The sequence below is a fragment of the Mucilaginibacter sp. genome (genome assembly GCF_028288185.1).
In the GTDB taxonomy this organism is placed as follows: domain Bacteria; phylum Bacteroidota; class Bacteroidia; order Sphingobacteriales; family Sphingobacteriaceae; genus Mucilaginibacter.
Window position 1 is genome coordinate 254,619 of record NZ_JAQBOF010000040.1, and the last position, 22,046, is coordinate 276,664.

A 22,046-nucleotide genomic window follows, 5' to 3' on the forward strand; every position below is an offset into this window, starting at 1 on the left:
CAACAAAAATTTAAAATCCTCGTTGTTTGTTATTAATATTACAGCATGAAACAATACGGGCTCATCGGTTTTCCGCTTTCGCATTCTTTTTCGAAAAAATATTTCACTCAAAAGTTTGAGGATGAAAATATTACCGACTGCGCGTATGAGCTGTATACCCTTGAGCATATAAAAGACCTGCAGGACCTGTTGGATGCTAACCCAGACCTTTACGGTTTAAATGTAACCGTACCACACAAAAAAAATGTATTAAAATACTTGGACTGGATAGAGCATGATGCCCGCAATGCAGGTGCTGTAAACTGTATACGGATAATCAAAGAAAGCCCGGTACTGGCAGCATTCTCCGGCGAAGTTGGTGTTGAGGGGCACGATTTCAGACTGGAAGGTTTTAATACCGATCTGTATGGTTTTGAAATGTCATTAAGGCCATTGTTAAAAGAACAGCATACCGAAGCCCTTGTATTAGGCGATGGCGGTGCCGCACAGGCCGTTAAATGCGTGTTAGAGAATCTGGATATCAGCTATAAGGTAGTTACCCGTAGCCCACACAAGGATAATTTATTGTTTAAAGATTTGAAGCCGCGCCATATTGAAACCCATAAATTAATTATCAATACCACGCCGTTGGGTACCGCGCCGGATGTTGAGGCGTTTCCGCCAATACCATACCAGGCGATAACAGACGAGCACTTATTGTACGATTTGATATATAATCCACCCGAAACCATGTTTTTACGCAAAGGTGCAGAGCGCGGTGCCACCCCTAAAAACGGGTACGAAATGCTGGTACTACAAGCCGAAAAATCATGGGAGATCTGGAACTCGAAGGAGAAACATCCATGAGAGTATTTGCAGTAGTAATTATAGCGGTATTGTTTTTTGCTGCCTGTGGTGGTAATGCTGATTATTCGCCAAAACCACGCGGGTATTTCCGTATTGAATTACCTAAAAAGGAATATCAGGAATATGTATCCAATTATCCGTTTACATTTCAATATCCTAAATACGCTGTTATCGAGAAGGATACACAGACACGCGTAGCGCCCAACCTCATCAGCATGACGCACTTATTAAATATGCAGTTTAGGCAACTTAACGGTACGCTGCATTTAAGCTATGAAACCATCACATCCAAAAAAATGTTTAATGAGTTGGTGGAAGATGCGCATAAGCTGGCTTTTAAAAACAGCATAAAAGCTACGGATATTGACCAGGGAGACATTCATGTACCCGCCCATAATGTTTATGGTATTTATTATACCATTGGCGGTAACTCGGCATCATCGGTACAGTTTTTTTTAACCGATAGCGTAAAAAACTATATGCGCGGCGCATTGTATTTTAATACCGAACCACGGCTCGACTCTATCCAGCCTGTACTTAATTTTGTTAAACAGGATATCAATGTGATGATAGGCAGCTTTAAGTGGAAAAAGTAAAGGGTTAAACGTTGTACGTATTACGTTATACGTTTTTTAAAGTTTGATATAAATAATTCACGTATAACGTACCACGTAAAACGTACAACATAAAACATGGCTTCAGTAAAAGTACTCCCCAATAACCCCTTCCAGGAAAACACTTATATTTTATATGATGAAACCGGCGAGTGCGCCATCATTGACCCCGGTATGGAAACAGCTACAGAGCAAAACGCGGTAGTAAACTTTATCAGGGACAATAATTTTAAACCCGTTTTACTGTTAAACACCCATTGCCATATAGACCATGTTTTGGGCAATAAATTTGTGTTTGATCAATACGGGCTTAAACCCCAATTTAACAAGGGCGAACAGGCGGTATTGGACGCGGTTATAGCCTATGCCCCGCAATTTGGCATACGCTATGAACCATCGCCTATGCCGGATGAATACCTGGGCGAAACCGGTACCATTAGCTTTGGCAATACCACATTAAATTTGATCTACGCGCCCGGCCACTCGCCCGCGCATTTATGTTTTCATGATGAGGAAGCTAACCTGGTTATAGGCGGCGATGTATTATTTAGAGGGAGCATTGGCCGTACAGACCTGCCCGGCGGCAGTTTTGAAACGCTGATAAAAAACATCGAAGAAAAACTGCTTATCCTGCCCGATAGCTGTACAATTTATCCCGGCCATGGCCCCGAAACTACTATCGGGTTTGAAAAACAACATAATCCTTTTTTAACGTAGTGTGTTTTGTTGTACGTTTAACGTTATACGTTTTACGTACTTTTACATCCAACAAAAACGTATAACTTACCACGTATAACGTACCACATAATTGAACACCTCCATCTACATAGCCAAGCGATACCTTGTTTCGAGCAAGAAAATGCATGCTATCAACATCATATCGGGTATATCCATGATGGGGATATTAATTGGTACGGCGGTGCTGATTACCCTGCTATCAGTTTTTAATGGGTTAGAAAAAGTAATTGTTGGTATAAACAGTAATTTTTCGCCCGAATTGCGGGTGGAGGCCCGGCTGGGTAAAACATTCGATCCTAATACCGCTTTTTTTAGATCATTGCATAAAGATGATCGCTTGTTTTCTTACACCGAAGTATTGCAGGATAAAGTGGTGATACAGTACGGCGATAAAACTTTTATAGGGAATTTAAAAGGGGTAAGCAGCGAGTTTCAAAGAAACCCACACCTGGATAGCATTATACTAGACGGCTCTTTTACTTTGCATTATAGCAATAATAGCCCCATGGCCGTTATAGGGGTTATAGTGCAGAACAATTTGTCGGTTAATGTGCATAATTCGTTTTTTCCGTTACAAATATATTCACCCAAACGGGGTAATTCGGTTTCTATTAACCCGGCTGATGAGTTTACTACGCGCAGCATCTTTCCATCGGGGGTGTTTTCCATCCAGCAGGATTATGATGATATTGTAATTGTACCCATTGAGTTTGCGCGTGGGCTATTAGATATCCCCATAGGCGTATCATCAATAGATCTTAATTATAAAAAAGGGACTGACCTGGCGGCAGTGCAGGCAGAGCTACAGGAAAAAATAGGGAAGGGCTTTACCGTAAAGACCCGCCGGGAGCAGGATACGATATTATATAAAACGCTTAATTACGAAAAGTGGGCGCTGTTTATGATACTAACCTTTGTTTTAATTATAGCGGCCTTTAACATTGTAGGCTCTTTAACCATTTTAGTTATTGATAAGCGTAAGGATATTGCCATACTAACCAGCCTGGGCGCTAACAAACAATTAATACGCGGTATATTCTTTTTTGAGGGGATGATGATATCATTAATTGGTTGTTTTATTGGTATGGTGCTTGGCCTTGCATTTTGTATATTGCAGCAGCACTACGGCTTTATAACGGTCGACGGCAAAATAAGTGTACCCAATAATGCTTATCCAATTGATATAAAGCCGGTTGATTTTGGTTTGGTGTTTTTAACGGTTATAATTATTTCGGTAATTGCATCGGGCATTAGTGCAAGGTTAAGTGTAAAAGGATTAGATGATATTAAACATGATTTATAAATTTGCTTACATGCGTTTATTTAAAGCCCCTATTTTTTTAGCGGTGCTGATCTCTATCGGCTTATTTAGCTGTAAAAGCAAACCTGATAAAAACGATACGGTTAACCCTATAGTAATTAAAGGCATATATACTTGTGCGCCCGGCGCAAAAACATACCAGGCTTGCGGTAAACAAACAGAATTTTGGGTTGCAGATAGTTCGGCACAATTAGAGTTAAAATACTCGCAATTAGTTAGCTTTGAAAAACCTGGCGAACCGGTTTATATTGAGGTAGAAGGTAAAAAAATAAAATCGGCTACGGGTGGCAATGGTGCTGCATTTGATAGTACGCTGGTAGTAAAAAAATTAATAAAGATCACTAAAGACATACCTGCCGATTGCAAGTAAACTTTTTAGTGTTATATTGTTTCAATATTAAAATCAAACTCATTTGCCTGTTTGGCGTTAATTAAATTATTATGGAATCAAAACGTCAACAAAAATTTGCCGGAGTAATACAAGAAGATCTTGCCGCCATATTTCAGCGCGAAGGGATGAACTATTTACCAAATACATTGGTAACCATAACCAAAGTAAGGGTTACACCCGACCTGGCAATTGCAAGGGTGTTTTTAAGCTTTTTTAATAATACCAATTCTACGGTAGCGTTGCAAACTGTAAAGCTGCACGCGTCAGAAATCCGCTACAAACTGGGCAGCCGGATTAAAGACCAGGTAAGGGTAATACCACAACTGGAGTTTTTTATTGATGATACCAACGAGTATGTTGACCGTATGGATAAGATATTTGACAAAATACATCGCGAAGAAAAACAACCCGATACTGAATAAATTATTTAATGAATGCGTCTGAAAGGTTAGCAGGTTACATTAAAACACATCCCGAAGCTATAGGTAAAGTTGTTGATTTTAATGCAGCTACAGATCGCTTATATAAATTCGATCTCACGGTATCAAACACAGAGCTGGATCATAACATAGTTTGGGATACCGATAAATTTAGCAACTGGATAAATGCCAAACTTAAAGCAACCCATAGTCTTTATGGAATTGGCGGGTATATGGAACACCGCACCCTGTATGCCCGAAGCCCGTTATTTGATGCGCCCGGAGAGCCGCGCCGGTTACATTTAGGCACAGATATCTGGGCCGCTGCCGGTACGCAGGTTTATTCGCCATTAAATGGTACGGTACATAGTTTTAATGATAATAATAATTTAGGCGATTATGGCCCGACTATTATTTTACAACACGATTTGGACGGGACTGCGCTTTATAGCTTATACGGACACCTGTCCCGCAAAAGTCTTAACGGTTTAAGCATTGGCAAGCCGATAACCAAAAATCAAAAAATTGGCGAATTGGGCGACAGCAAAGTTAACGGACACTGGCCGCCGCACCTGCATTTCCAATTAATGTTTGATATGGAAGGTAAAATTGGCGATTTCCCTGGTGTTGGCTGTTTCTCTGAAAAATCCAAATGGCTAAAAAACACGCCCGATCCTAATTTGATATTGAGGTTTCCGAAGTAGTATTACCTAAAAAATGTCATTTCGAATGTAGAGAGAAATCTATACCTGATCATACCTACAAATAACTTAACCACCACTGCTTATGCTCGCGTTTATACTGCATAAACCATTTGCATGGAAAATAAAGTATTGTTACTACGCTGATCCATATTAGATACACCCAACCTAAACTTAAACCGACAGATACTTGCCCCGGTGCCGGGCTTTGCGGTAAAGGCACAATCAGGCCTATAAGTATTGCCAGCAAATGGATCAGATATAAATGCAGGATATAGTAAAACAACGGCACCCGCCCAAACACTACAAAAATATCAGTGAATATATTTTTTTTGCCCTCAATAAAAGCCAGGAATAACATAGCCGGGCCAAGGGTGATCAGCAAGTAATCTAACGATGGCGGATATTTGGAGATATTGATAAATGACAGAATTGTGCGGTGAATATTACCCTGGTAGGTCCAGGTAGTTGGATCGCCATAAATAGCGAAATAACGGATCACAATAAACAGAATAATAGCCGATGAGCCAAGGATAACCAATGCTTTTTTACGTTTGGCGGCATCAATAGTAAACAGCTTGCCAAAACTATAGCCGGTAGCCATAACACCTATCCAAGGGACAAGCGGATAGAATACAAAAATATCCTCGCCCTGCCATAAATGTACCATCCCCGGTACATGTAAAAAGGTCCATAATGTTTTTTCGCCAGGTGTAAAGGTGGCTGTGTTAACATGGTCGAACGCGTTATGCCCAAATATCAACAGTAAACCAAAACCAGCTATTACAGGTAAAGGCAAAAATATAAGTAAGCCCAGTACCATCATGCTGATGCCAATTGCCCATATCACCTGCAAAAATAAGCCACCGCCCCAGCCCAAATGTATTAACGTAAATTCTAATACAACCAGCCACAATCCTCGCGATAGCAAAAACTTGCAGGCATCTGCTTTGCTTTTCCCTCGCGTAAGCGATAAGAAAGCACCCGTACCTGCCAAAAATACAAATGTTGCCGCGCAATAGTGCGTAATAAACCGGGTTAAAAATAATATAGTTGATGCACGGGTAAGATCGGTAGGATCATAATTGGCTGCCATAAAAAAATCGCGGGTATGGTCAAGCGCCATTATGGCCATTACCAGGCCACGTAATATGTCTATAGAATCAATACGCTTTTTAGGGGTCTCGGCTAAAAGGTTCATGTTTAATATTTTACGAAACTAACATACTAATAATTTGCGTGTTATACAAAAATAGCGATGAGTTTAAACCCATCGCTATTAATAAATACGATTGTCGTAAATGACAGTTACATTTTTGCAGCAGGGTGCCCTGAAAATTCAAACGGCACAATCACCTTAAAACTCACATTACGGCCCATGTTAAAAATACCACGTTGCACATCTGGTGCGATATTGGTATTATCGAAGTATTTTAAACGGCTCATGTTCGATTGATAATTTACATTGCCCAGGTTGGTACCTTCAATAAATAATTCGACCACCTTTTTACCTGCCGCGTTAACCAGGTTACCACCTATGCCTGCGCTTAACAGGTTATATCCTGCCGTATAGGTTTCTGTTCCGTAGGCCGAAAAGAAACGGTCCTGCGCGCTGAAATGGTCAAAACCAATAAATGCGTAAAAGTTTTTAATAGACCCAAAGCCCTTTGCAAACGTTCCGCGCAATTCAGAGTGGCTATGCAATGGTGGTATAAATGGCAGGTATTTTAAACTATCGGCAACCGGACTGCCATTACCCAGGTTTTTACCATAGGTTAGTGCAACGTTGTTTTCAAAATGCAGCCATGAAGTTGGGTGTATATCTAAGCTCACCTCGCCGCCATTAATGCGTGCCTTGCTTTGGGTATAAGTAAATATAGTATATAGTGGAAACGCAGGGTTAACCGCCGCGCTGCCGTCAGGGTTTAATACTTGTTGCTGGTAGATATAGTTTGCAATGTCGTTATTAAACACCTCAACACTGGCCGTTACATTTGGCAGGGTAAGGAAAGCGCCTATATCTTCCTGTACGCTAAACTCCGGTTTAAAGGTGCTGTTGCCTACGTGATAGATCTGTGAGCCAGGATCTGGCCCGTTAGCAGATAACTCTGAAATACTTGGCGCCCTGAAACCACGCGAGATATTGCCTTTTAACAGGAACTGGTCCGAGAAAACATAAGTCGCGCCAAAGCTGCCCGAAAAACCGGTAAAGCTTTTACTTAAAGCGTCAAACTGTTTGATAACACCTGCGGCGGATGTGTTGCCGCCTGTATATAACTGCGGATATTTGTTGTTCAAAGTATCTATATAAGCGGCCTGGCCGTTAAACGAGCGATAATCATACCGCGCGCCTGCGGATAGGTCCAGCTTGCCAAAACTCTTTTTTAATACCACGAACGGCCCAATATCAAACTGGTGATAGGCCGGGATAGGGAAAGCGGTAGCATCGCTAATAGTATTGTTCTGGTACTGCCCGTTAAGTCCGAAAGTGGTTTCATAGCCATCGCCAAAAGTTTGGTTATACTTAAAATCATAAGTATAGGTGGTTAGGTGCAGGTTAAGGCCGGGTGTGGTAGCATCCTCGGGATGGGTGTACTCACGCCTGTGGCTAAACTGGTAACCTAAATTAACAAACAGGTTAGCGCCGTTATCCAATATAAAATTGCTGTTGTTATAAATGCGGTAAAGCTGTACATGCTGATGCAAAGCAGGTATGCCATAAGAGTTCAACTCGGACGGTGATACTATCGGCCTGAACGCGTCACCCTCGGTAATTTGTTTGGTAAACTTGCGGCTAACCGAATCGCGGCTGCCATTGGGGATATCCTGTATATCATCAAATAATGATGCGTTAAAATAAGAGTAGCCCCAGGCTTTGTTAAGGCCCACCATTACCCGGGCATCCTTCTCTTTAAAGCCGGTGGCGTAAACACGGCCATCATGTTGGTTTTGGTAGTTCTTTGCATCTTTTGCCGAAACTATTGTTCCCCAGATCAAACCGTTTTGATTGCCTTGTAATCTTATTGATCGGTTAATTAATCCCTGGTTTGTACCATAAGCACCCAAAACAGATCCTGATATAGTTCCTTCGGGTACAGGTGGCGGCGATATTAAGTTAACCACACCACCAATGGCGTCTGACCCATAAGTTAAACTGGCAGGGCCCTTTATCACTTCAACACGGTCAATCGAGTTTTGATCCACTTCTACGCCGTGTTCATCGCCCCATTGCTGCCCCTCCTGGCGGATACCGTCCATTAAGGTAATTACGCGGTTATAGCCTAGTCCGTGGATAAATGGTTTAGAAATGTTTGGGCCGGTAGTTACCGCGCTTACGCCGGGTAAGTTGGCTATCATATCAATAGCGTTCCCTGCCGCCGAGTGCTGGTCAATAAAAGTTTTGCTGATAGCCGCCATGGGTATCGGGCTTCTTTTAAGCTCGGTAGCACGGCTTACACCGGTAATAATTACTTCGCCGGCTTCAATAAATGAGGCTTGCAGTTGTATATCAAGTATAGTTGTTTTTGCAAGATCAACCCTTTGCGTAACGGTTGAGTAGCCCACATAGCTAACCTGTAGCAGGTAAACTCCTTTTGATAAATGGCTTAATGTAAATTTGCCATTGGCATCAGTAACGGTACCGGTTTTTAAATCGGGGATGCTTATGGTTGCGCCTATAATTGGTGAACCGTCTTTTTTATCGGTGATGGTACCCGTTATAGTACCGACAGGGGGCTCATCAGCTTTGGTATATATGGCATTTGCCAGCAGGATAAACAGTAGAGCAATTAATTTTATATGGTATTTCATTGTGAATTTATGTTTTTGAGTATCGCTATTCCGCTTAATGGAAATGTTGCATACTTGTTACTCTGTTAAAAAATGTAAATGGATATTGTTTGAACGATTAAAAAATCAATCAATTATAATTTAGCAGAATGCTAAAACCGGCGGAGCACGCCCGGACGATAATATTAAAGCTATGCTTACAAAAGCATAGTTATAAACCTTATAAAAATGCTGTGTAACAATATTAGGACTAAAGTAAGTGTACTTGTTAATTACAGCTGTGGTATGATGCATAGCATCGCACAAAGAACATTTTTCCTGCACTATGGTGCGCGCAGGTATTTTGGCAAGTCCATGGGTTTTGGTTTTGCTGTTGGCTGCAATTTTATGCTGATGGGTATAAATTATATACTGCCCCGCTATAAAGCAGACTAATAATAGCCAGGAGTAAAAAATATTTGCCTTGTTCTTTTTCAAATTAACAGCTTGCTTTTTTAAATATAACGCGAAATTAAGCATTAAAATGCAAAATCAACAAGTAAAAGCAATCTTGTTGCAACATCTGTTGTAAATTCTCTATAAATAGCACAATCAGCAATGTATATTTGCTGCTATGACACCCGCAGAGATCAACAAGAAATGGACCGCATTACAAACCCGCATAGCCGAAGATTTTGACAGCGATAAGCCCGATGTTAAAGTGATGCTGTTTTTAATAGGTGTGCAGGAGCTGGGGCAAGGCCCGCGTAAATTTAGCAAAAGGCAAAAAGAAGAGCTGATGCATATTGCCAACTGCAAATTATTTAGCCTGATGGGGTTTTATGAATTAGAAGGATTGGACCAGGATGGCTGGCCGCATTGGAAATTGATAAAGACCATTCCTAATTACACCTTATTAGAGCAGGAAATGACCATAAAATCGTTAATAATTACCTATTTTGAGGAAGAAATATCTTAACAACATGAAAAAACTTTTTACACTAGTTTTCTTATTAACTACGTTTGCCGCTTTTGCTAAACCGCCAAAGAATCAATATGTGCGTATAAGCACAGCTTACGGTAGTTGCATCATTCGTTTGTATAACGAAACCCCAAAACACCGAGACAATTTTATTAAGCTGGCCAAGAAAGGGTTTTATAACGGCACACTCTTTCATAGAGTAATACAAAGCTTTATGATACAAGGCGGTGATCCCGACTCGCGCGATACCAGTAAAAACAAGGCTGGCGAAGCATTGGGCAACGGCGATGTGGGCTATACCATACCTGCTGAATTTAATGACACGCTGTTCCACAAACGCGGTGTAATTGCCGCCGCGCGCGATAACAATCCGGCCAAAGCATCAAGCGGCTGCCAATTTTATATTGTAGAAGGCAAACGCTTTACCGATGAAGATCTGGATAAAATGGAACAAGGCCGGCTAAAGGGCCGCAAAATACCCCCAGCCCAACGCGAAATTTATAAGACCGTTGGAGGTGTGCCGCCCCTGGATCAGAGCTATACCGTATATGGCGAAGTGATAACCGGCATTGATATGGTTGACCGTATTGCCGGTGTAAAAAAAGACGAACGTGACCGCCCGCTTGAAAACGTACCGATGACGGTTACCGTATTAAAGAAAGGCGAGTGTAAGGATCTGGATAAATTATTGGGTTTAGATAAGTAGAAATTAAGTTAAAATAACGAATATCGAATTCTGAATGATGGAGGGTTTAGATTCTATATTTTTATTTCATCATTCGATGTTCAGCATTCATTATTCGATATACTATAAATCATGAAAATCATTACCTATAATGTTAACGGCATCCGCTCTGCTATCAATAAAAACTGGCTGGCCTGGCTGCAGGCTACCGATGCTGATGTAGTTTGCCTGCAGGAAATTAAAGCCACGCCTGATGTATTGACCGACCTGCACCTGGTTGAGCAATTGGGCTACCAGCACTACTGGTTCCCGGCCGAGAAGAAGGGCTATAGCGGCACCGCCATATTTTGCAAACGCACACCTAATCATATCGAATATGGTTGCGGAATAGCAGATTTTGATCGCGAAGGCCGCAACATCCGGGTTGATTTTGACGAGGTGTCGGTAATGAGTGTTTATTTCCCGTCAGGCTCAAGCGGCGAGGACAGGCAGGCATTTAAGTTTCGTTTCCTGGATGAGTTTGGTAAGTATTTGACACTGTTAAAAGTTGAACATCCGCGCTTAATTATTTGTGGCGATTACAATATCTGCCATCGCCCAATTGATATCCATAACCCAAAATCAAACGCTAACTCGTCCGGCTTTTTACCAGAGGAGCGCGAGTGGATGGAGAACTTTATCGAGTCGGGGTATGTAGATACCTATCGTCACCTAAATAAAGAGCCACATAATTATACCTGGTGGAGTTTTCGTTTTAACGCCCGCGCTAAAAACCTGGGCTGGCGCATTGATTACGCCATGGCCAGTAAAGAGCTGGAAGATAATATAAAACGTGTAGCCATATTGCCAGAGGCCAAACACTCTGACCATTGCCCTATGCTGTTGGAACTAGAGTTTTAACTATTAAATTTGAACGCATGAAGTACACTTGCATTATTTTTTTAACACTTGCATTATTTACATTTAGCTGCAGTTCTGGCAAAACAAACAACACGGCAAGTGCCGTCGATACCCTAAGTACAGCCGACCTACTAAAAACGGAAACCTGGAAATGTATTGATACCGCCCAGGATAAGTTTTGCCTGCCGCCGTCATGGAAGCCCTTTGCCCATAATAAGGGTTACATATTTTGTTCTTATTTAGATAATAAAGATCAAACTACCGTTTTTGCTGTGTTAAAGACTGCCGAATCAAAAGACGTAAACATCAATAGCTACTTAAAAAAAGTTTATAAACAACTAAAAAGCGATAGTGCCGAAATAGTAAAGGGGTATTCTGTAAAAAACTTGGTCTATGAAACGAAGGAAACTTATTTTGGCAGATATTACGCGAATGTAAATGATAGATCTTATTTAACCTACTCCATGATATTTGAGCTGGATAACAATATATACGAAATTGCCCTTAAATGCGAAAAAGCTAATTGGAAAAAGTATTCGGCAGTTTTCCAGAAAATACTATCCAGTTTCCGCCACAAAGACGCGCCATTTTTCAGGGAGGGAGATAGGATAACAGAGCAGAAAGCGGTTGATTTGAGTAAGTTGTAAAAAAAACATTGTCAGCCTGAGCTTGTCGAAGGCTATATGCGAAGGCCTTTATGCTCACCCTTCGAGAACCTCAGGGTGACACTACGCACAACCTACAACGCCAACTCAATATTCGGGTCCCAGTACACGGTTTTAAAATCCTGTACCTGGTCGTCTTTTACTTTTACGCCTTCGGCTTCTAATAAGCGTTGCATGGTATCGCCACCAAAATGGAACTTGGCGGTTAACAATCCCTGGCGATTTACTACCCGGTGTGCCGGTACAGGCGGCTGCGCGTTCCCGCAAGCCTGCATGGCATAACCCACCATTCTTGATGAGCTTTTGGTACCCAAATAACTGGCAATAGCACCGTATGATGTTACCCTGCCCGGTGGTATCTGGCGGGCCACATCAAAAACGTTATCATAAAAATTATAATCGGGCATATTTAAAACTATTAAACAATAAAATACGTCATTGCGAGGAACGAAGCAATCTCTGCACTTGCTAATCAACGTCCCAAATGATCGTGCGGGCTATCGCCAAATGGACTCATCATATTGACTGTCCTACGTAGAGATTGCTTCGTTCCTCGCAATGACGCTTGTTTTTTATTCTATTTTTTAATGAAATGAAAATTTAAGGTAGTTAATATTTTTATCAACCTTTAAATATTTCTGTTCATAATAAGTTTTGATGGATAGCACCTCATCGGCATACTCAGAATGATAAAGGTCTGCGGTGTTTACGTGTTCCTTTAGTTGTAAATCCTGTATCTTTTCGGCGGTATAGGCATATAAACCATCGTTATCTGTTTTTAAATTAACGCAGCCGCCAGGCTTTAACAGCTCAATATATTTATTCAGGAATCGTGGCGATGTTAACCGTTTCTTTTCGCGGCTTAACTGCGGCTGCGGGTCTGGGAAGGTTATCCAAATCTCGTCTACCTCACCTGCGGCAAAGTAATCTTCCAGGTTCTCTATCTGGATCCGTAAAAAAGCAACGTTGTTTACACCTTCCTCTAAAGCGGTTTTAGCGCCGCGCCAAATGCGGTTGCCTTTATAGTCAACCCCGATAAAATTTTTATCAGGAAATAATACCGCAAGGTTTACAGTGTACTCACCTTTACCGCAAGCCAGCTCCAGCACTATCGGGTTATCATTCTTAAAAAAGTCTTTGCTCCAGTCGCCTTTGTAGGGCTTGCCCTCATCCAGCTGTAAAACGTTGCTAAAATCTTCTATTTCGGCAAATCGCCTTATTTTATCTTTTCCCATAGCCCCAGCCCCCTCTAAATCTCCCCCGGTAGGGGAGACTTTATGTGTCTATTTTGATAAATAATTATTTAAAGCCCTCCCTACCGGGGAGGGTTGGGAGGGGCTTATTATTTTATCCCGTAATGATCAGCCATCAAGCCTTCAAACAAACCACCGGGCAGCACTTTCTTCAAAGTAACCGCAATGGTTTGGCCAATGGCACCCACCAAATATTGATGTGCCGGGCTGCTTTTGCCAACTATTTTAACCAGTTGTTTACCAATGGCAATAGGGTCGGCGCCTGCGTTTTCGTCTTTTTCGATACTGGCAATAGCTACATCATAATTAGCCTTTAGCGCAGCGTTATCTACCGTAAAAGGTATTTTTTCGCGACTGCCGGTAAACTCGGTCTTAAAATCACCGGGGTTAATGGTAGTTATTTTTATGCCGGTTTTGCGCAGTTCCATACGCATGCTTTCGCTATAACCTTCAACCGCGTATTTAGAGGCTACATACATGCTCTGGTAAGGCAAGCCAAACAAGCCCGCTAACGAGCTTATGTTTACCACGATACCGCTGTTGTTTTTCAACATCTCTGGTATAACAGTGCTGCACATACGTACCACGCCAAAAAAGTTAACCTCAAACTGTTGTTTGGCTTTATCAACCGGCATGGCGTAAGCCGGGCCGGCAATTCCGTTACCGGCATTGTTTACCAATACATCAATTTTACCTTCGGCTTTTATAATTTTTGCAACGGCTGCCTGGGCCGATGCATCATCGGTTACGTCCAGTTCAATTAAGTTAAAAGGTACGCTTACTTTTTTTGCAAGATTACGTGTGGTACCATAAACGGTGTGTCCGGCTTCGTGCAATGCGGTTGCGCTGGCCAAGCCAATGCCCGATGAAGCCCCTGTTACCAAAATTACTTTTTTCATTTGTTGTTGTTGTTGAAATAAATTAAATGCATGAAGGTTAATATGCTCCCAAATATAAATAAAGCGGGGAAAATGACGGGATTTTTGTTGAATGATTTTTTTAGCTGTCGGCGATTACTCACCCCGCCGCCGCTTCGCTGGGCGACCCTCTCTTCGCCTTTGGCGGAAAGAGGGTTGTTTGAATTTATTTATTATTGAGGTGTTTATAAATTGTATTGATCACGGCTTCTGTATCGGTTATTATTTGATCGTTTTCAAATCTTAAAATAGTTAACCCTAATGCAGTTAATACTTCATCCCGATTTTTATCGTAGTCTTGTTTTAGCAAATGGATAGGCCCGTCTGCCTCAATTACTAATTTTGCTTTATGACAGTAAAAATCAGGAATGTAATATCGATTATATCCAAAAGCCGAAACACAAATAGGATGCTGCCGCAAAAACTTATGTTTTAATAATTGTCTGTTTCTTAACAGATTCCATAACACTTTTTCAGCGGCGGTTTCCCGCTGACGTAATTCACGACAAAAATCAACTATAGTTTGCACACAACTAAAATAAAAAATATTTATAAATCTCTTCCCAACCCTCTTTCCTGCTTGCGGAAGAGAGGGTGGTCCAGCGAAGCATAGACCGGGTGAGTTATCATTGCCACCATTAATCCGCCGAATTTTTCTTATATTGTTATGATCCGCCCCAGAGCCATCCGCACCACTTACTTATTGCTTCACCAAATTTAGGTTTTATAAAAAAGCAACCTCTTGTTCTTTGAATTTATATTAATATGTTTATTTTCAATATCTTAAATCAAAAAATTACTATCGGCATTAGTACTTATACCCGATAAATGCCCAAAATTACTACCGGCATTAATGCTAATGCCCGAAAAACAGGTAAAATTACTACCGGCATTATACCCTATACCTGATAAACGCCCCAAATTACTACCTGCAAAAAAGATAATACCGGTGTGATTGTTTGCTGTGCTAAGAATAATCACGATCAGGCAATAATCGCCAAACTAATAACTTAGCATTTCACTTTCACAACAGAATGTGTTATTTTTGCATTTCAAAAAAAAAAACTTAACGCTATGTCATCAGTAGAGACCGCTTACACCAAGTACAAAGTAAAAGACTTTTCGTTAGCCGAATGGGGCAGAAAAGAGATCGGATTAGCCGAAGCAGAAATGCCGGGCTTAATGGCGCTTCGCCAGGAGTTTGGCGCTGCACAACCATTAAAAGGTGCGCGCATTGCAGGCTGCCTGCACATGACCATCCAAACAGCTGTGTTAATTGAAACACTGGTTGCATTGGGTGCCGAAGTTACCTGGTCATCATGTAACATTTTTTCAACCCAGGATCATGCCGCTGCCGCTGTTGCTGCTGCCGGTATCTCTGTTTATGCCTGGAAAGGTTTAAACGAAGTTGATTTTGATTGGTGCATTGAACAAACATTGTTCTTTGGCGAGGACCGCAAACCATTAAACATGTTCTTAGATGATGGCGGCGATTTAACCAATATGGTATTTGACCGTTACCCTGAGTTAGTATCAGGCATTAAAGGATTATCAGAAGAAACTACCACAGGTGTACACCGTTTATATGAGCGTGTAAAAGCCGGTACTTTACCCATCCCTGCTATCAACATTAACGACTCTGTAACCAAATCAAAATTTGATAACAAATACGGTTGCCGCGAATCATTAGTTGACGCGATCCGTCGTGCTACAGACGTAATGATGGCCGGTAAAGTAGGCGTTGTTTGTGGTTATGGCGACGTAGGTAAAGGATCTGCAGATTCATTACGTAACGCAGGTGTACGTGTTATTGTTACCGAAATTGATCCTATCTGCGCTTTACAGGCAGCTATGGAAGGTTTCGAGGTTAAAAAATTAAGCACCGCTATTGCCGAGGCTGATATTGTTGTAACCGCTACCGGTAACATGAATATTGTTCGCGAAGAACATTTCCGCGCGTTGAAAGACAAAGCTATTGTTTGTAACATTGGCCACTTTGATAATGAGATTGACATGGCCTGGTTAAACGGCGCGTATGGCAAAACTAAAATTGAAATTAAACCACAGGTTGATAAATATACTATCGATGGCAGTGACGTTATTGTTTTAGCTGAAGGCCGTTTGGTAAATCTAGGTTGCGCTACAGGCCACCCAAGCTTTGTAATGAGTAACAGCTTCACCAACCAAACTTTGGCCCAGTTAGAGCTTTGGACAAACGCCGGTGCCTACGAAAACCTGGTTTATACTTTACCAAAACACTTAGACGAAAAAGTTGCCCGCTTACACCTTGCTAAAATTGGTGTTGAGCTGGAAGTACTTGACCAAAACCAAGCTGATTACATCGGCGTACCGGTTGCTGGTCCGTTTAAACCGGAGTATTACAGATACTAATTTTAAGACTCAAGAAACAAGAGTCAGGAATCAAGATAGAAAGGGTGTGGTTTTAGGATCATACCCTTTTTTTACGGCCGACATTTGCCGTTTGGCCGAAGAGAAACATTTTTTATTACGCATCTTTTTTTGTATTTTTGATAGGCTTATAAGCTGTTTTTAACTATAAAAATGAAAACTGACCGTAAAATTGCGATGGTAGTTAACCATGTAAAAATGGAAGATGAAGATAGGGCTGATGTTGCGTTTTGGATAAGTAGATCACCAGCTGAAAGACTTACAGAAGTTGTCCGTTTAAGACAGAATTATTTTAGTTGGGCTGACGGATCTTTTCCAAAAAAGATAGAAAAAGTTGTTCATCAGCGACACATATGATTTTCGAATTTTATCGCATTATTAAATCAATACCAAGTAGCATACATGGTGATTGGTGCGCATGCGTTGGCTTTTCATGGTAGACCAAGACATACCGGGGACCTGGATATCTGGATTGAACCGAGTAAAGAAAATGCGGTTAAAATGGTAGCAGTGCTAAAAGAGTTTGGCTTTGGTTCGCTTAACTTAACCGAAGCTGATTTTTTAAAAATAAACTACGTAACCCAATTAGGTTACCCTCCGCTACGTATAGATATTTTAAATTCAATTTCAGGGGTAGAATTTACCGAGGCATATAAAAATAAGATCGTAGGAGAGATTGACGGATTATCCATCAATTTTATTAACGTTGCTGAATTTATACAGAATAAAGAAGCCTCAGGCAGGCAAAAAGATTTAGGCGATATTGCTGCGCTGAACAAGAAAAAGTAATTAAAAATTAGAATTTATGTAGAAATAATTTAATGGTGACCAATCTTTGTCAGAACGCTTTAAGTTATTTCTTAATTATTATGGTGGTCCATTATTGCTATAGCAGATTTACAAAGGCCTAAAAACTTCGTAAATCTTTACCAACACCTAATATTCGTCCGATCTCAGTATAAACCTCCCCCGCGGTTTTACCCTGGTCACGCAAATATTTAATGGATGTTGCCCCGGCAGATTTAGATAGTTTTTTGTCCCCGCTTTCCATTAGCAACGGGTGATGATGGAACGTGATGTTTTTAAAAACACCGGCATCCAATACATCAGCCAAATAATGCTGCGCTATGGTTGATGGGTAAAGGTCCTCGCCGCGCACTACCAGATCGACACCAAAATGTATATCATCTACCAAAGAAGCTAATTGGTAAGCCGGGTAATCGTCTTTCTTTTTTACGATGAAGTCTTTCATCTCATCAAACAGGTGTATTGTAATCGAACCATCATTTAGCGTTTTTATGATTAGTTCCCTTTCATCTGTATATAATCGCCAGGTAGTATCAGGTGTATCTAATGGTAGCGACAGGTTACGACAGGTACCCGGATAAATACCACCTTGTAATTGTGATCGCGAGCATTGACAGGCAAATACATCGCGCTGGTCCGCTAATTGCTGTAGCGCGTCTTTATACAACCCTATCCGGTGCATTTGCGACCAGGTGGATTGATACTCCTGCACATCGCGTGGGCCTTCATCCCAGGGAATATCTAAAAAATTAAGGGTATCAAAAATGTCTTGTACGTATGATAAATTTATCCGTTGGTGATCCAAATCATCAATCCTCAACAATATTTTAGCGCCGGTTTTGCGGGCCAGTGCGGCAGTTAACGCAAATGACAATGCATTGCCCAAATGCAAATAGCCGCTTGGTGTGGGGGCTATACGGGTTTTGGTAAAATGCTGCATTGATTGTCCATTGTTAATGCTGTAAAGTCGCAATACTTTGTGTCTCTATTGGATTAATTATATCTGTAAAAATAAAAAAGGGTCCCAATAATCAGGACCCTTTGCACTTATATATTATTAGGTTTCTTAATTAATGCCTATGGCTTTTGCTACCTGATCATAATTATTTAAATTAAGCCCAGGGTTATGTGCCATTAAGGTGGTAAGCAAGGTCCCCGGTATAATAACAACTCTTATGTCCAGCCCTGATGATGTGAAGTTTGATTTCAGATCAATATATCCTACACCAAACGCTTGTAGATTTAACACATTGCCAGACTCACTATAAGGCAACGGATTCCATGAGGTTGTTGCGCCCGTGTTTCTGAAATATACCAGAACCATTCCTTGGTCTACAATTATCTGGGTAATTGCAGGCACCAAAAAACGGGTGTTACCCACCAGGAAAACACTTTGATTGGTAAATATGTAGCTAGCTATATTTGTTGATGCACCTGTTGCACCTGTTGCTCCGGTAGCACCTGTTGTGCCTGTGGCTCCTGTTGCACCTGTTGCTCCCCGAGCACCTGCGGCACCGGCTGTACCTGCGGCACCCGTAGCTCCTGTCGCGCCCGTAGCTCCTACAGCACCTGCTGTTCCTGCGGCACCCGTGGCTCCTGTCGCGCCCGTAGCTCCTACAGCACCTGCTGTTCCGTTTGCACCTGTGGCACCCGTGGCTCCGGCTACGCCTTGCGGCCCTCCTGCGCCCGCGGCTCCTGCGGCACCTGTAGCTCCGGTTGTACCTGTGGCTCCTGTAACTCCTGTTGCGCCCGTAGGCCCTGGTGTGCTGGAGCTTTTACAAGCGTTTAAGCTAATTATTACAGGTAGTAAAAAAGGTACTAAGTATTTGATTCTCATATAATACGAATTTATGGTATTCTAATATTACGCTTTTACGCAAAATTATTAATTTCAGTTACAATTATTTTTGATGGGTAAAATAGTCTCTTTTAGTTATATAAAAATTAACAAATGCGATTTTGGTATTAGTTAACAACTGTTTATAAAATAGAATGCGATAGTTAAAACTTATGCATCTCTTTTTCGTTAAATTACTAAACATTTAACCTATGAATAATATACGTAGCCTGCACGCAAAAGTGCATAACTGGATAGATGCCTTTGGTTTTAGGCTAAATGCATCGCAAACCAACAAGAAAAACAAGGTGACAACTAATCATTATTTTTTTGAAACCTTTAATTTTTTTGAGAGGAACAAAGATGGGGACCTTAAAAATTCAAAATTTTTGTGTTTTGATATGTATGGCGAAAAAGTGAATGTACGGTCGCTTTTAGACTTGCAGACAGCATTTTTTGAAAATATAAGCGAGTTAAAATAATCTTGTTACACCCTGCGTTTTAAGGTGAGGTGTATTACAACGTATTTTTTATCGCGAGCTATCAACATGAAAAAAGGGCGACCATCGCGTGATCTGAAAAGGTCATCTATTTGCTGCAATGTCATATTGGTTACGGAGTTTATATTTATCATCAATATCTCGTCGCCTTTTTGTAATCCGGCCTCTTCTCCTGCCGATCCGGGTTCAACTTTATCTATAACAATGCGCTGGTAATCATCGTGCGCGCTATAGTACATTAAACCGCTCATGTCATACTCATCCCTCTTTTTAAATTCGACACCGGGCTTTAAGTAAAGCATGTTATTGGGGTAATCAAATATTACATCAAATTTTTTGATCAAGCCAATACCTATATTGCCATCACGTGGTGTAGTTAACTTATAATTAACACTATCAGGAAAAGCAGCTATAACATTTTTTACTTTATATTTTCCAAGTTCAACTTGTTTTATGCGGCTAAGTGTACCATTAATAGGCCCATTTATCCCCACACCTAAGTTTGCATTGATGGCTTTTTTTTGAATGTTACTCTTATCCTGCACATTCTCCATTGATATAAAATGGCCGGCGCCCAGGTCAATAATTAATTTGCTTTGTTTTTCTAAACCGTTGGCAAATGTAACGTTGGTGGTTACGTAGGGCTTTCTATCCTCTATAGTAATTGGGATTTTGGTAGCACGACGATAATACCTCATATCATTGGGCGTTGCTACAGTTATTGTACTATCAGAAAAATTGATCTTAACAGCAAGGCTGTTAAAAAATTCATATCCTAATAATCCATGTATGGTAACTCCAGCATAGGCCGTAAGGCCCAGGTGATCTTTTTTAAATATGGCTGCACTAACATTATGGCTAACAAGCCCCGGTATGCCAACTTTCAAAGTTTTAGTAATATAGGCCTCAAAATCGCTCCCCTCACCAAACCCATGTATTTTAATGGTGCGTAAACCGTCAACGTTTATAGAGTCGACTAATGAGGGTTCGGTTATCAGCATAAACCCTACACCGGTATCCAAAACAAAATTATAAGGGCCTTTATCATTGATCTTTAGTTTTATTATCATCAGGTTGCGAACCAACTCGAACGGGATGGTTTCGCTGGTAGAATTATTAAGGCTGAAAAACTGTGCGTTGACAGACAGACTACAGCATAGCAAGACAACCAGACTAATAGTAATACGAAATTTTATATGATCAAGTAGCCGCGGCAAAATGTTTTATAATTGGATACTAAAATTATGAAATTATTACAGGTAAGCGTAATAATTTATGCAGTTATTATCCAGCTGGTTTTTCGGGTTGTTTCAATTCGCCTTCCAGGGCCGGATTTTGTGGCGGAAGGATTTTTACCACATGCTCAACTTCTGTCTGTACTATGTGTACAGCGTATTCGGCGGGTTCAATTTTGCAGCCAATAGCTTCGGCATATACCTCTGTAAATTCGGCGCCGATATACAGTATGGCGGCTGTATAATATATCCATAGTAATAGCAAAATTATGGAACCTGCCGCACCATAAGCCGAACTTTGTGCCGTATATTGCAAGTATAAGCCAATACCATATTGCCCCAACATAAACAACAGCGCTGTGAAAACAGCGCCTATGCGTACATCTTTCCAGCGGATCTTAACATCAGGCAATACCTTAAATATAATAGCGAATAAGGTAGATATTGCAATAAGCGTAATACCAAGGTTAACGCCTTTTATAATCAGGCTGGTTACATAAGGTAAAAAATGAACCAGTTTTTTGCTTAAAGCATCCATTAAAAAATTAATTACCAATGATACCAATAACAGGAAACCTAAACTTACAATGAGCGAGAATGATAAAAACCTGTTTTGGATCAATTTAAGCCAGCCCTTTTTGGGTTTAGCCTTAACCCTCCAAATGATATTTATGGATTCTTGTATTTCAACAAATATGCTGCTTGCACCTATCATTAGTGTTACTACCCCAATTACAACAGCCGTTCCGGATTTGCCCGAAAATGCCAGACTTTTTAACATTTCTTGTATCTGAATAGCGGCCTGCGATCCTACATATTGCGCTATTTGTGGATAAAGCTGGTTGGTGGCTGCATCGTTACCCAGAAAAAGACCCGCTAATGATATAACCAGTATTAAAAGCGGGGCTAACGAGAAAACAGTGTAAAATGCTAATGATGCACTTAGTTTTAAGCCGTTATCATCAATAAAGCCGTTAAAAGTAGCCACTAAAATTTTCCAAACTTTTTTGCGGTATCCTTTCCTTAAAAATCTCATTTTAAATCAAATATATTTGTAT

At 40.9% G+C, this 22,046-nt stretch carries 27 protein-coding genes; 15 read left to right on the forward strand and 12 right to left on the reverse strand.

Annotated features, from left to right (window positions below):
- Positions 1 to 45: 45 nt before the first annotated feature.
- The 7 genes from JWQ34_RS18865 (at position 46) to JWQ34_RS18895 (ending at position 5,033) form a co-directional block, all read left to right on the forward strand.
- Positions 46 to 846: a shikimate dehydrogenase gene (locus tag JWQ34_RS18865; RefSeq protein WP_299360071.1), complete on the forward strand. Its 801-nt coding sequence runs from the start codon at positions 46 to 48 to the stop codon at positions 844 to 846.
- Positions 843 to 1,442 carry a gliding motility lipoprotein GldD gene (locus JWQ34_RS18870; RefSeq protein WP_299360074.1) on the forward strand — a complete coding sequence of 200 codons (600 nt, stop codon included), beginning with the start codon at positions 843 to 845 and terminating at the stop codon, positions 1,440 to 1,442. The genes JWQ34_RS18865 and JWQ34_RS18870 overlap by 4 nt, the downstream gene beginning before the upstream one ends.
- A gap of 96 nt (positions 1,443 to 1,538) precedes the next feature.
- Positions 1,539 to 2,177: an MBL fold metallo-hydrolase gene (locus tag JWQ34_RS18875; RefSeq protein ID WP_299360076.1), complete on the forward strand. Its 639-nt coding sequence runs from the start codon at positions 1,539 to 1,541 to the stop codon at positions 2,175 to 2,177.
- Between the two features lie 91 nt (positions 2,178 to 2,268).
- On the forward strand, positions 2,269 to 3,501 hold the full coding sequence (locus JWQ34_RS18880) for an FtsX-like permease family protein (protein ID WP_299360078.1): 1,233 nt from the start codon (positions 2,269 to 2,271) through the stop codon (positions 3,499 to 3,501).
- Complete coding sequence (locus tag JWQ34_RS18885) at positions 3,491 to 3,889, forward strand: hypothetical protein (protein ID WP_299360080.1); 399 nt, start codon at positions 3,491 to 3,493, stop codon at positions 3,887 to 3,889. The genes JWQ34_RS18880 and JWQ34_RS18885 overlap by 11 nt, the downstream gene beginning before the upstream one ends.
- 71 nt (positions 3,890 to 3,960) lie before the next feature.
- Entirely contained in the window at positions 3,961 to 4,332 is a 372-nt protein-coding gene (gene rbfA / locus JWQ34_RS18890; protein ID WP_299360083.1) for a 30S ribosome-binding factor RbfA, read from the forward strand.
- A gap of 8 nt (positions 4,333 to 4,340) precedes the next feature.
- On the forward strand, positions 4,341 to 5,033 hold the full coding sequence (locus tag JWQ34_RS18895) for a peptidoglycan DD-metalloendopeptidase family protein (RefSeq protein WP_299360086.1): 693 nt from the start codon (positions 4,341 to 4,343) through the stop codon (positions 5,031 to 5,033).
- Between the two features lie 55 nt (positions 5,034 to 5,088).
- Here JWQ34_RS18895 and JWQ34_RS18900 read toward each other — a convergent pair whose 3' ends face one another.
- The 3 genes from JWQ34_RS18900 to JWQ34_RS18910 form a co-directional block, all read right to left on the reverse strand.
- Complete coding sequence (locus tag JWQ34_RS18900; protein WP_299360090.1) at positions 5,089 to 6,231, reverse strand: DUF1624 domain-containing protein; 1,143 nt, start codon at positions 6,229 to 6,231, stop codon at positions 5,089 to 5,091.
- A gap of 107 nt (positions 6,232 to 6,338) precedes the next feature.
- Positions 6,339 to 8,840, reverse strand: coding sequence for a TonB-dependent receptor (locus tag JWQ34_RS18905; RefSeq protein WP_299360093.1), 2,502 nt, complete (start codon positions 8,838 to 8,840; stop codon positions 6,339 to 6,341).
- Positions 8,841 to 8,960: 120 nt separating this feature from the next.
- Positions 8,961 to 9,296 (reverse strand): hypothetical protein, encoded by a 336-nt coding sequence (locus JWQ34_RS18910; RefSeq protein ID WP_299360096.1) that lies wholly within the window; start codon positions 9,294 to 9,296, stop codon positions 8,961 to 8,963.
- A 136-nt stretch (positions 9,297 to 9,432) separates the two neighbouring features.
- On the opposite strand from JWQ34_RS18910, the gene JWQ34_RS18915 reads away from it, so the two are divergent.
- The 4 genes from JWQ34_RS18915 to JWQ34_RS18930 all read left to right on the forward strand — a co-directional run bounded on the left by JWQ34_RS18915 (position 9,433) and on the right by JWQ34_RS18930 (position 12,012).
- The gene (locus JWQ34_RS18915; protein WP_299360098.1) at positions 9,433 to 9,777 is read left to right on the forward strand and encodes a hypothetical protein; all 345 of its coding nucleotides are present in this window, start codon (positions 9,433 to 9,435) and stop codon (positions 9,775 to 9,777) included.
- A 4-nt stretch (positions 9,778 to 9,781) separates the two neighbouring features.
- Positions 9,782 to 10,486 carry a peptidylprolyl isomerase gene (locus JWQ34_RS18920; protein WP_299360101.1) on the forward strand — a complete coding sequence of 235 codons (705 nt, stop codon included), beginning with the start codon at positions 9,782 to 9,784 and terminating at the stop codon, positions 10,484 to 10,486.
- A gap of 111 nt (positions 10,487 to 10,597) precedes the next feature.
- The gene (locus tag JWQ34_RS18925) at positions 10,598 to 11,365 is read left to right on the forward strand and encodes an exodeoxyribonuclease III (protein WP_299360103.1); all 768 of its coding nucleotides are present in this window, start codon (positions 10,598 to 10,600) and stop codon (positions 11,363 to 11,365) included.
- A 17-nt stretch (positions 11,366 to 11,382) separates the two neighbouring features.
- Entirely contained in the window at positions 11,383 to 12,012 is a 630-nt protein-coding gene (locus JWQ34_RS18930) for a hypothetical protein (RefSeq protein ID WP_299360106.1), read from the forward strand.
- 92 nt (positions 12,013 to 12,104) lie between these two features.
- On the opposite strand, the gene JWQ34_RS18935 is transcribed toward JWQ34_RS18930, so the two are convergent.
- The 5 genes from JWQ34_RS18935 to JWQ34_RS18955 form a co-directional block, all read right to left on the reverse strand.
- Entirely contained in the window at positions 12,105 to 12,437 is a 333-nt protein-coding gene (locus tag JWQ34_RS18935; RefSeq protein ID WP_299360108.1) for an MGMT family protein, read from the reverse strand.
- Positions 12,438 to 12,614: 177 nt separating this feature from the next.
- Positions 12,615 to 13,265: a tRNA (guanosine(46)-N7)-methyltransferase TrmB gene (gene trmB, locus JWQ34_RS18940; protein ID WP_299360109.1), complete on the reverse strand. Its 651-nt coding sequence runs from the start codon at positions 13,263 to 13,265 to the stop codon at positions 12,615 to 12,617.
- Between the two features lie 107 nt (positions 13,266 to 13,372).
- The gene (locus JWQ34_RS18945) at positions 13,373 to 14,182 is read right to left on the reverse strand and encodes an SDR family oxidoreductase (RefSeq protein ID WP_299360111.1); all 810 of its coding nucleotides are present in this window, start codon (positions 14,180 to 14,182) and stop codon (positions 13,373 to 13,375) included.
- 184 nt (positions 14,183 to 14,366) lie between these two features.
- Positions 14,367 to 14,729 carry an endonuclease domain-containing protein gene (locus JWQ34_RS18950; RefSeq protein ID WP_299360113.1) on the reverse strand — a complete coding sequence of 121 codons (363 nt, stop codon included), beginning with the start codon at positions 14,727 to 14,729 and terminating at the stop codon, positions 14,367 to 14,369.
- 254 nt (positions 14,730 to 14,983) lie between these two features.
- Positions 14,984 to 15,181, reverse strand: coding sequence for a hypothetical protein (locus tag JWQ34_RS18955; protein ID WP_299360115.1), 198 nt, complete (start codon positions 15,179 to 15,181; stop codon positions 14,984 to 14,986).
- Between the two features lie 93 nt (positions 15,182 to 15,274).
- Here JWQ34_RS18955 and ahcY point away from each other — a divergent pair, with 93 nt between their 5' ends.
- The 3 genes from ahcY (at position 15,275) to JWQ34_RS18970 (ending at position 17,398) form a co-directional block, all read left to right on the forward strand.
- The gene (gene ahcY / locus JWQ34_RS18960) at positions 15,275 to 16,591 is read left to right on the forward strand and encodes an adenosylhomocysteinase (RefSeq protein WP_299360117.1); all 1,317 of its coding nucleotides are present in this window, start codon (positions 15,275 to 15,277) and stop codon (positions 16,589 to 16,591) included.
- 171 nt (positions 16,592 to 16,762) lie between these two features.
- Positions 16,763 to 16,966 (forward strand): hypothetical protein, encoded by a 204-nt coding sequence (locus JWQ34_RS18965; RefSeq protein ID WP_299360121.1) that lies wholly within the window; start codon positions 16,763 to 16,765, stop codon positions 16,964 to 16,966.
- Between the two features lie 45 nt (positions 16,967 to 17,011).
- Positions 17,012 to 17,398, forward strand: coding sequence for a hypothetical protein (locus JWQ34_RS18970; RefSeq protein WP_299360124.1), 387 nt, complete (start codon positions 17,012 to 17,014; stop codon positions 17,396 to 17,398).
- A 118-nt stretch (positions 17,399 to 17,516) separates the two neighbouring features.
- On the opposite strand, the gene JWQ34_RS18975 is transcribed toward JWQ34_RS18970, so the two are convergent.
- Both JWQ34_RS18975 and JWQ34_RS18980 read right to left on the reverse strand, forming a co-directional pair.
- Positions 17,517 to 18,356, reverse strand: a complete 840-nt coding sequence (locus JWQ34_RS18975) for a glutamate--tRNA ligase family protein (protein WP_299360126.1) — start codon at positions 18,354 to 18,356, stop codon at positions 17,517 to 17,519.
- A gap of 126 nt (positions 18,357 to 18,482) precedes the next feature.
- The gene (locus tag JWQ34_RS18980) at positions 18,483 to 19,253 is read right to left on the reverse strand and encodes a hypothetical protein (protein ID WP_299360128.1); all 771 of its coding nucleotides are present in this window, start codon (positions 19,251 to 19,253) and stop codon (positions 18,483 to 18,485) included.
- Between the two features lie 212 nt (positions 19,254 to 19,465).
- Between JWQ34_RS18980 and JWQ34_RS18985 the strand changes: the two genes are divergently transcribed.
- Positions 19,466 to 19,735, forward strand: coding sequence for a hypothetical protein (locus JWQ34_RS18985; protein ID WP_299360130.1), 270 nt, complete (start codon positions 19,466 to 19,468; stop codon positions 19,733 to 19,735).
- 5 nt (positions 19,736 to 19,740) lie between these two features.
- Here JWQ34_RS18985 and JWQ34_RS18990 read toward each other — a convergent pair whose 3' ends face one another.
- Positions 19,741 to 20,823, reverse strand: a complete 1,083-nt coding sequence (locus JWQ34_RS18990) for an aspartyl protease family protein (RefSeq protein ID WP_299360132.1) — start codon at positions 20,821 to 20,823, stop codon at positions 19,741 to 19,743.
- Between the two features lie 214 nt (positions 20,824 to 21,037).
- Positions 21,038 to 22,024 carry a YihY/virulence factor BrkB family protein gene (locus JWQ34_RS18995; protein ID WP_299360134.1) on the reverse strand — a complete coding sequence of 329 codons (987 nt, stop codon included), beginning with the start codon at positions 22,022 to 22,024 and terminating at the stop codon, positions 21,038 to 21,040.
- Positions 22,025 to 22,046: the final 22 nt, after the last annotated feature.

Coding starts and splice junctions, on each gene's coding strand:
- JWQ34_RS18970 (WP_299360124.1), top strand. CDS start 17,012: ATGGTGATTGGTGCGCATGCGTTGGCTTTTCATGGTAGACCAAGACAT.
- rbfA (WP_299360083.1), top strand. CDS start 3,961: ATGGAATCAAAACGTCAACAAAAATTTGCCGGAGTAATACAAGAAGAT.
- JWQ34_RS18875 (WP_299360076.1), top strand. CDS start 1,539: ATGGCTTCAGTAAAAGTACTCCCCAATAACCCCTTCCAGGAAAACACT.
- JWQ34_RS18930 (WP_299360106.1), top strand. CDS start 11,383: ATGAAGTACACTTGCATTATTTTTTTAACACTTGCATTATTTACATTT.
- JWQ34_RS18935 (WP_299360108.1), bottom strand. CDS start 12,437: ATGCCCGATTATAATTTTTATGATAACGTTTTTGATGTGGCCCGCCAG.
- JWQ34_RS18985 (WP_299360130.1), top strand. CDS start 19,466: ATGAATAATATACGTAGCCTGCACGCAAAAGTGCATAACTGGATAGAT.
- JWQ34_RS18905 (WP_299360093.1), bottom strand. CDS start 8,840: ATGAAATACCATATAAAATTAATTGCTCTACTGTTTATCCTGCTGGCA.
- JWQ34_RS18920 (WP_299360101.1), top strand. CDS start 9,782: ATGAAAAAACTTTTTACACTAGTTTTCTTATTAACTACGTTTGCCGCT.
- JWQ34_RS18965 (WP_299360121.1), top strand. CDS start 16,763: ATGAAAACTGACCGTAAAATTGCGATGGTAGTTAACCATGTAAAAATG.
- JWQ34_RS18925 (WP_299360103.1), top strand. CDS start 10,598: ATGAAAATCATTACCTATAATGTTAACGGCATCCGCTCTGCTATCAAT.
- JWQ34_RS18870 (WP_299360074.1), top strand. CDS start 843: ATGAGAGTATTTGCAGTAGTAATTATAGCGGTATTGTTTTTTGCTGCC.
- JWQ34_RS18885 (WP_299360080.1), top strand. CDS start 3,491: ATGATTTATAAATTTGCTTACATGCGTTTATTTAAAGCCCCTATTTTT.
- JWQ34_RS18990 (WP_299360132.1), bottom strand. CDS start 20,823: ATGATAATAAAACTAAAGATCAATGATAAAGGCCCTTATAATTTTGTT.
- trmB (WP_299360109.1), bottom strand. CDS start 13,265: ATGGGAAAAGATAAAATAAGGCGATTTGCCGAAATAGAAGATTTTAGC.
- JWQ34_RS18895 (WP_299360086.1), top strand. CDS start 4,341: ATGAATGCGTCTGAAAGGTTAGCAGGTTACATTAAAACACATCCCGAA.
- JWQ34_RS18995 (WP_299360134.1), bottom strand. CDS start 22,024: ATGAGATTTTTAAGGAAAGGATACCGCAAAAAAGTTTGGAAAATTTTA.
- JWQ34_RS18980 (WP_299360128.1), bottom strand. CDS start 19,253: ATGAGAATCAAATACTTAGTACCTTTTTTACTACCTGTAATAATTAGC.
- ahcY (WP_299360117.1), top strand. CDS start 15,275: ATGTCATCAGTAGAGACCGCTTACACCAAGTACAAAGTAAAAGACTTT.
- JWQ34_RS18865 (WP_299360071.1), top strand. CDS start 46: ATGAAACAATACGGGCTCATCGGTTTTCCGCTTTCGCATTCTTTTTCG.
- JWQ34_RS18975 (WP_299360126.1), bottom strand. CDS start 18,356: ATGCAGCATTTTACCAAAACCCGTATAGCCCCCACACCAAGCGGCTAT.
- JWQ34_RS18945 (WP_299360111.1), bottom strand. CDS start 14,182: ATGAAAAAAGTAATTTTGGTAACAGGGGCTTCATCGGGCATTGGCTTG.
- JWQ34_RS18915 (WP_299360098.1), top strand. CDS start 9,433: ATGACACCCGCAGAGATCAACAAGAAATGGACCGCATTACAAACCCGC.
- JWQ34_RS18900 (WP_299360090.1), bottom strand. CDS start 6,231: ATGAACCTTTTAGCCGAGACCCCTAAAAAGCGTATTGATTCTATAGAC.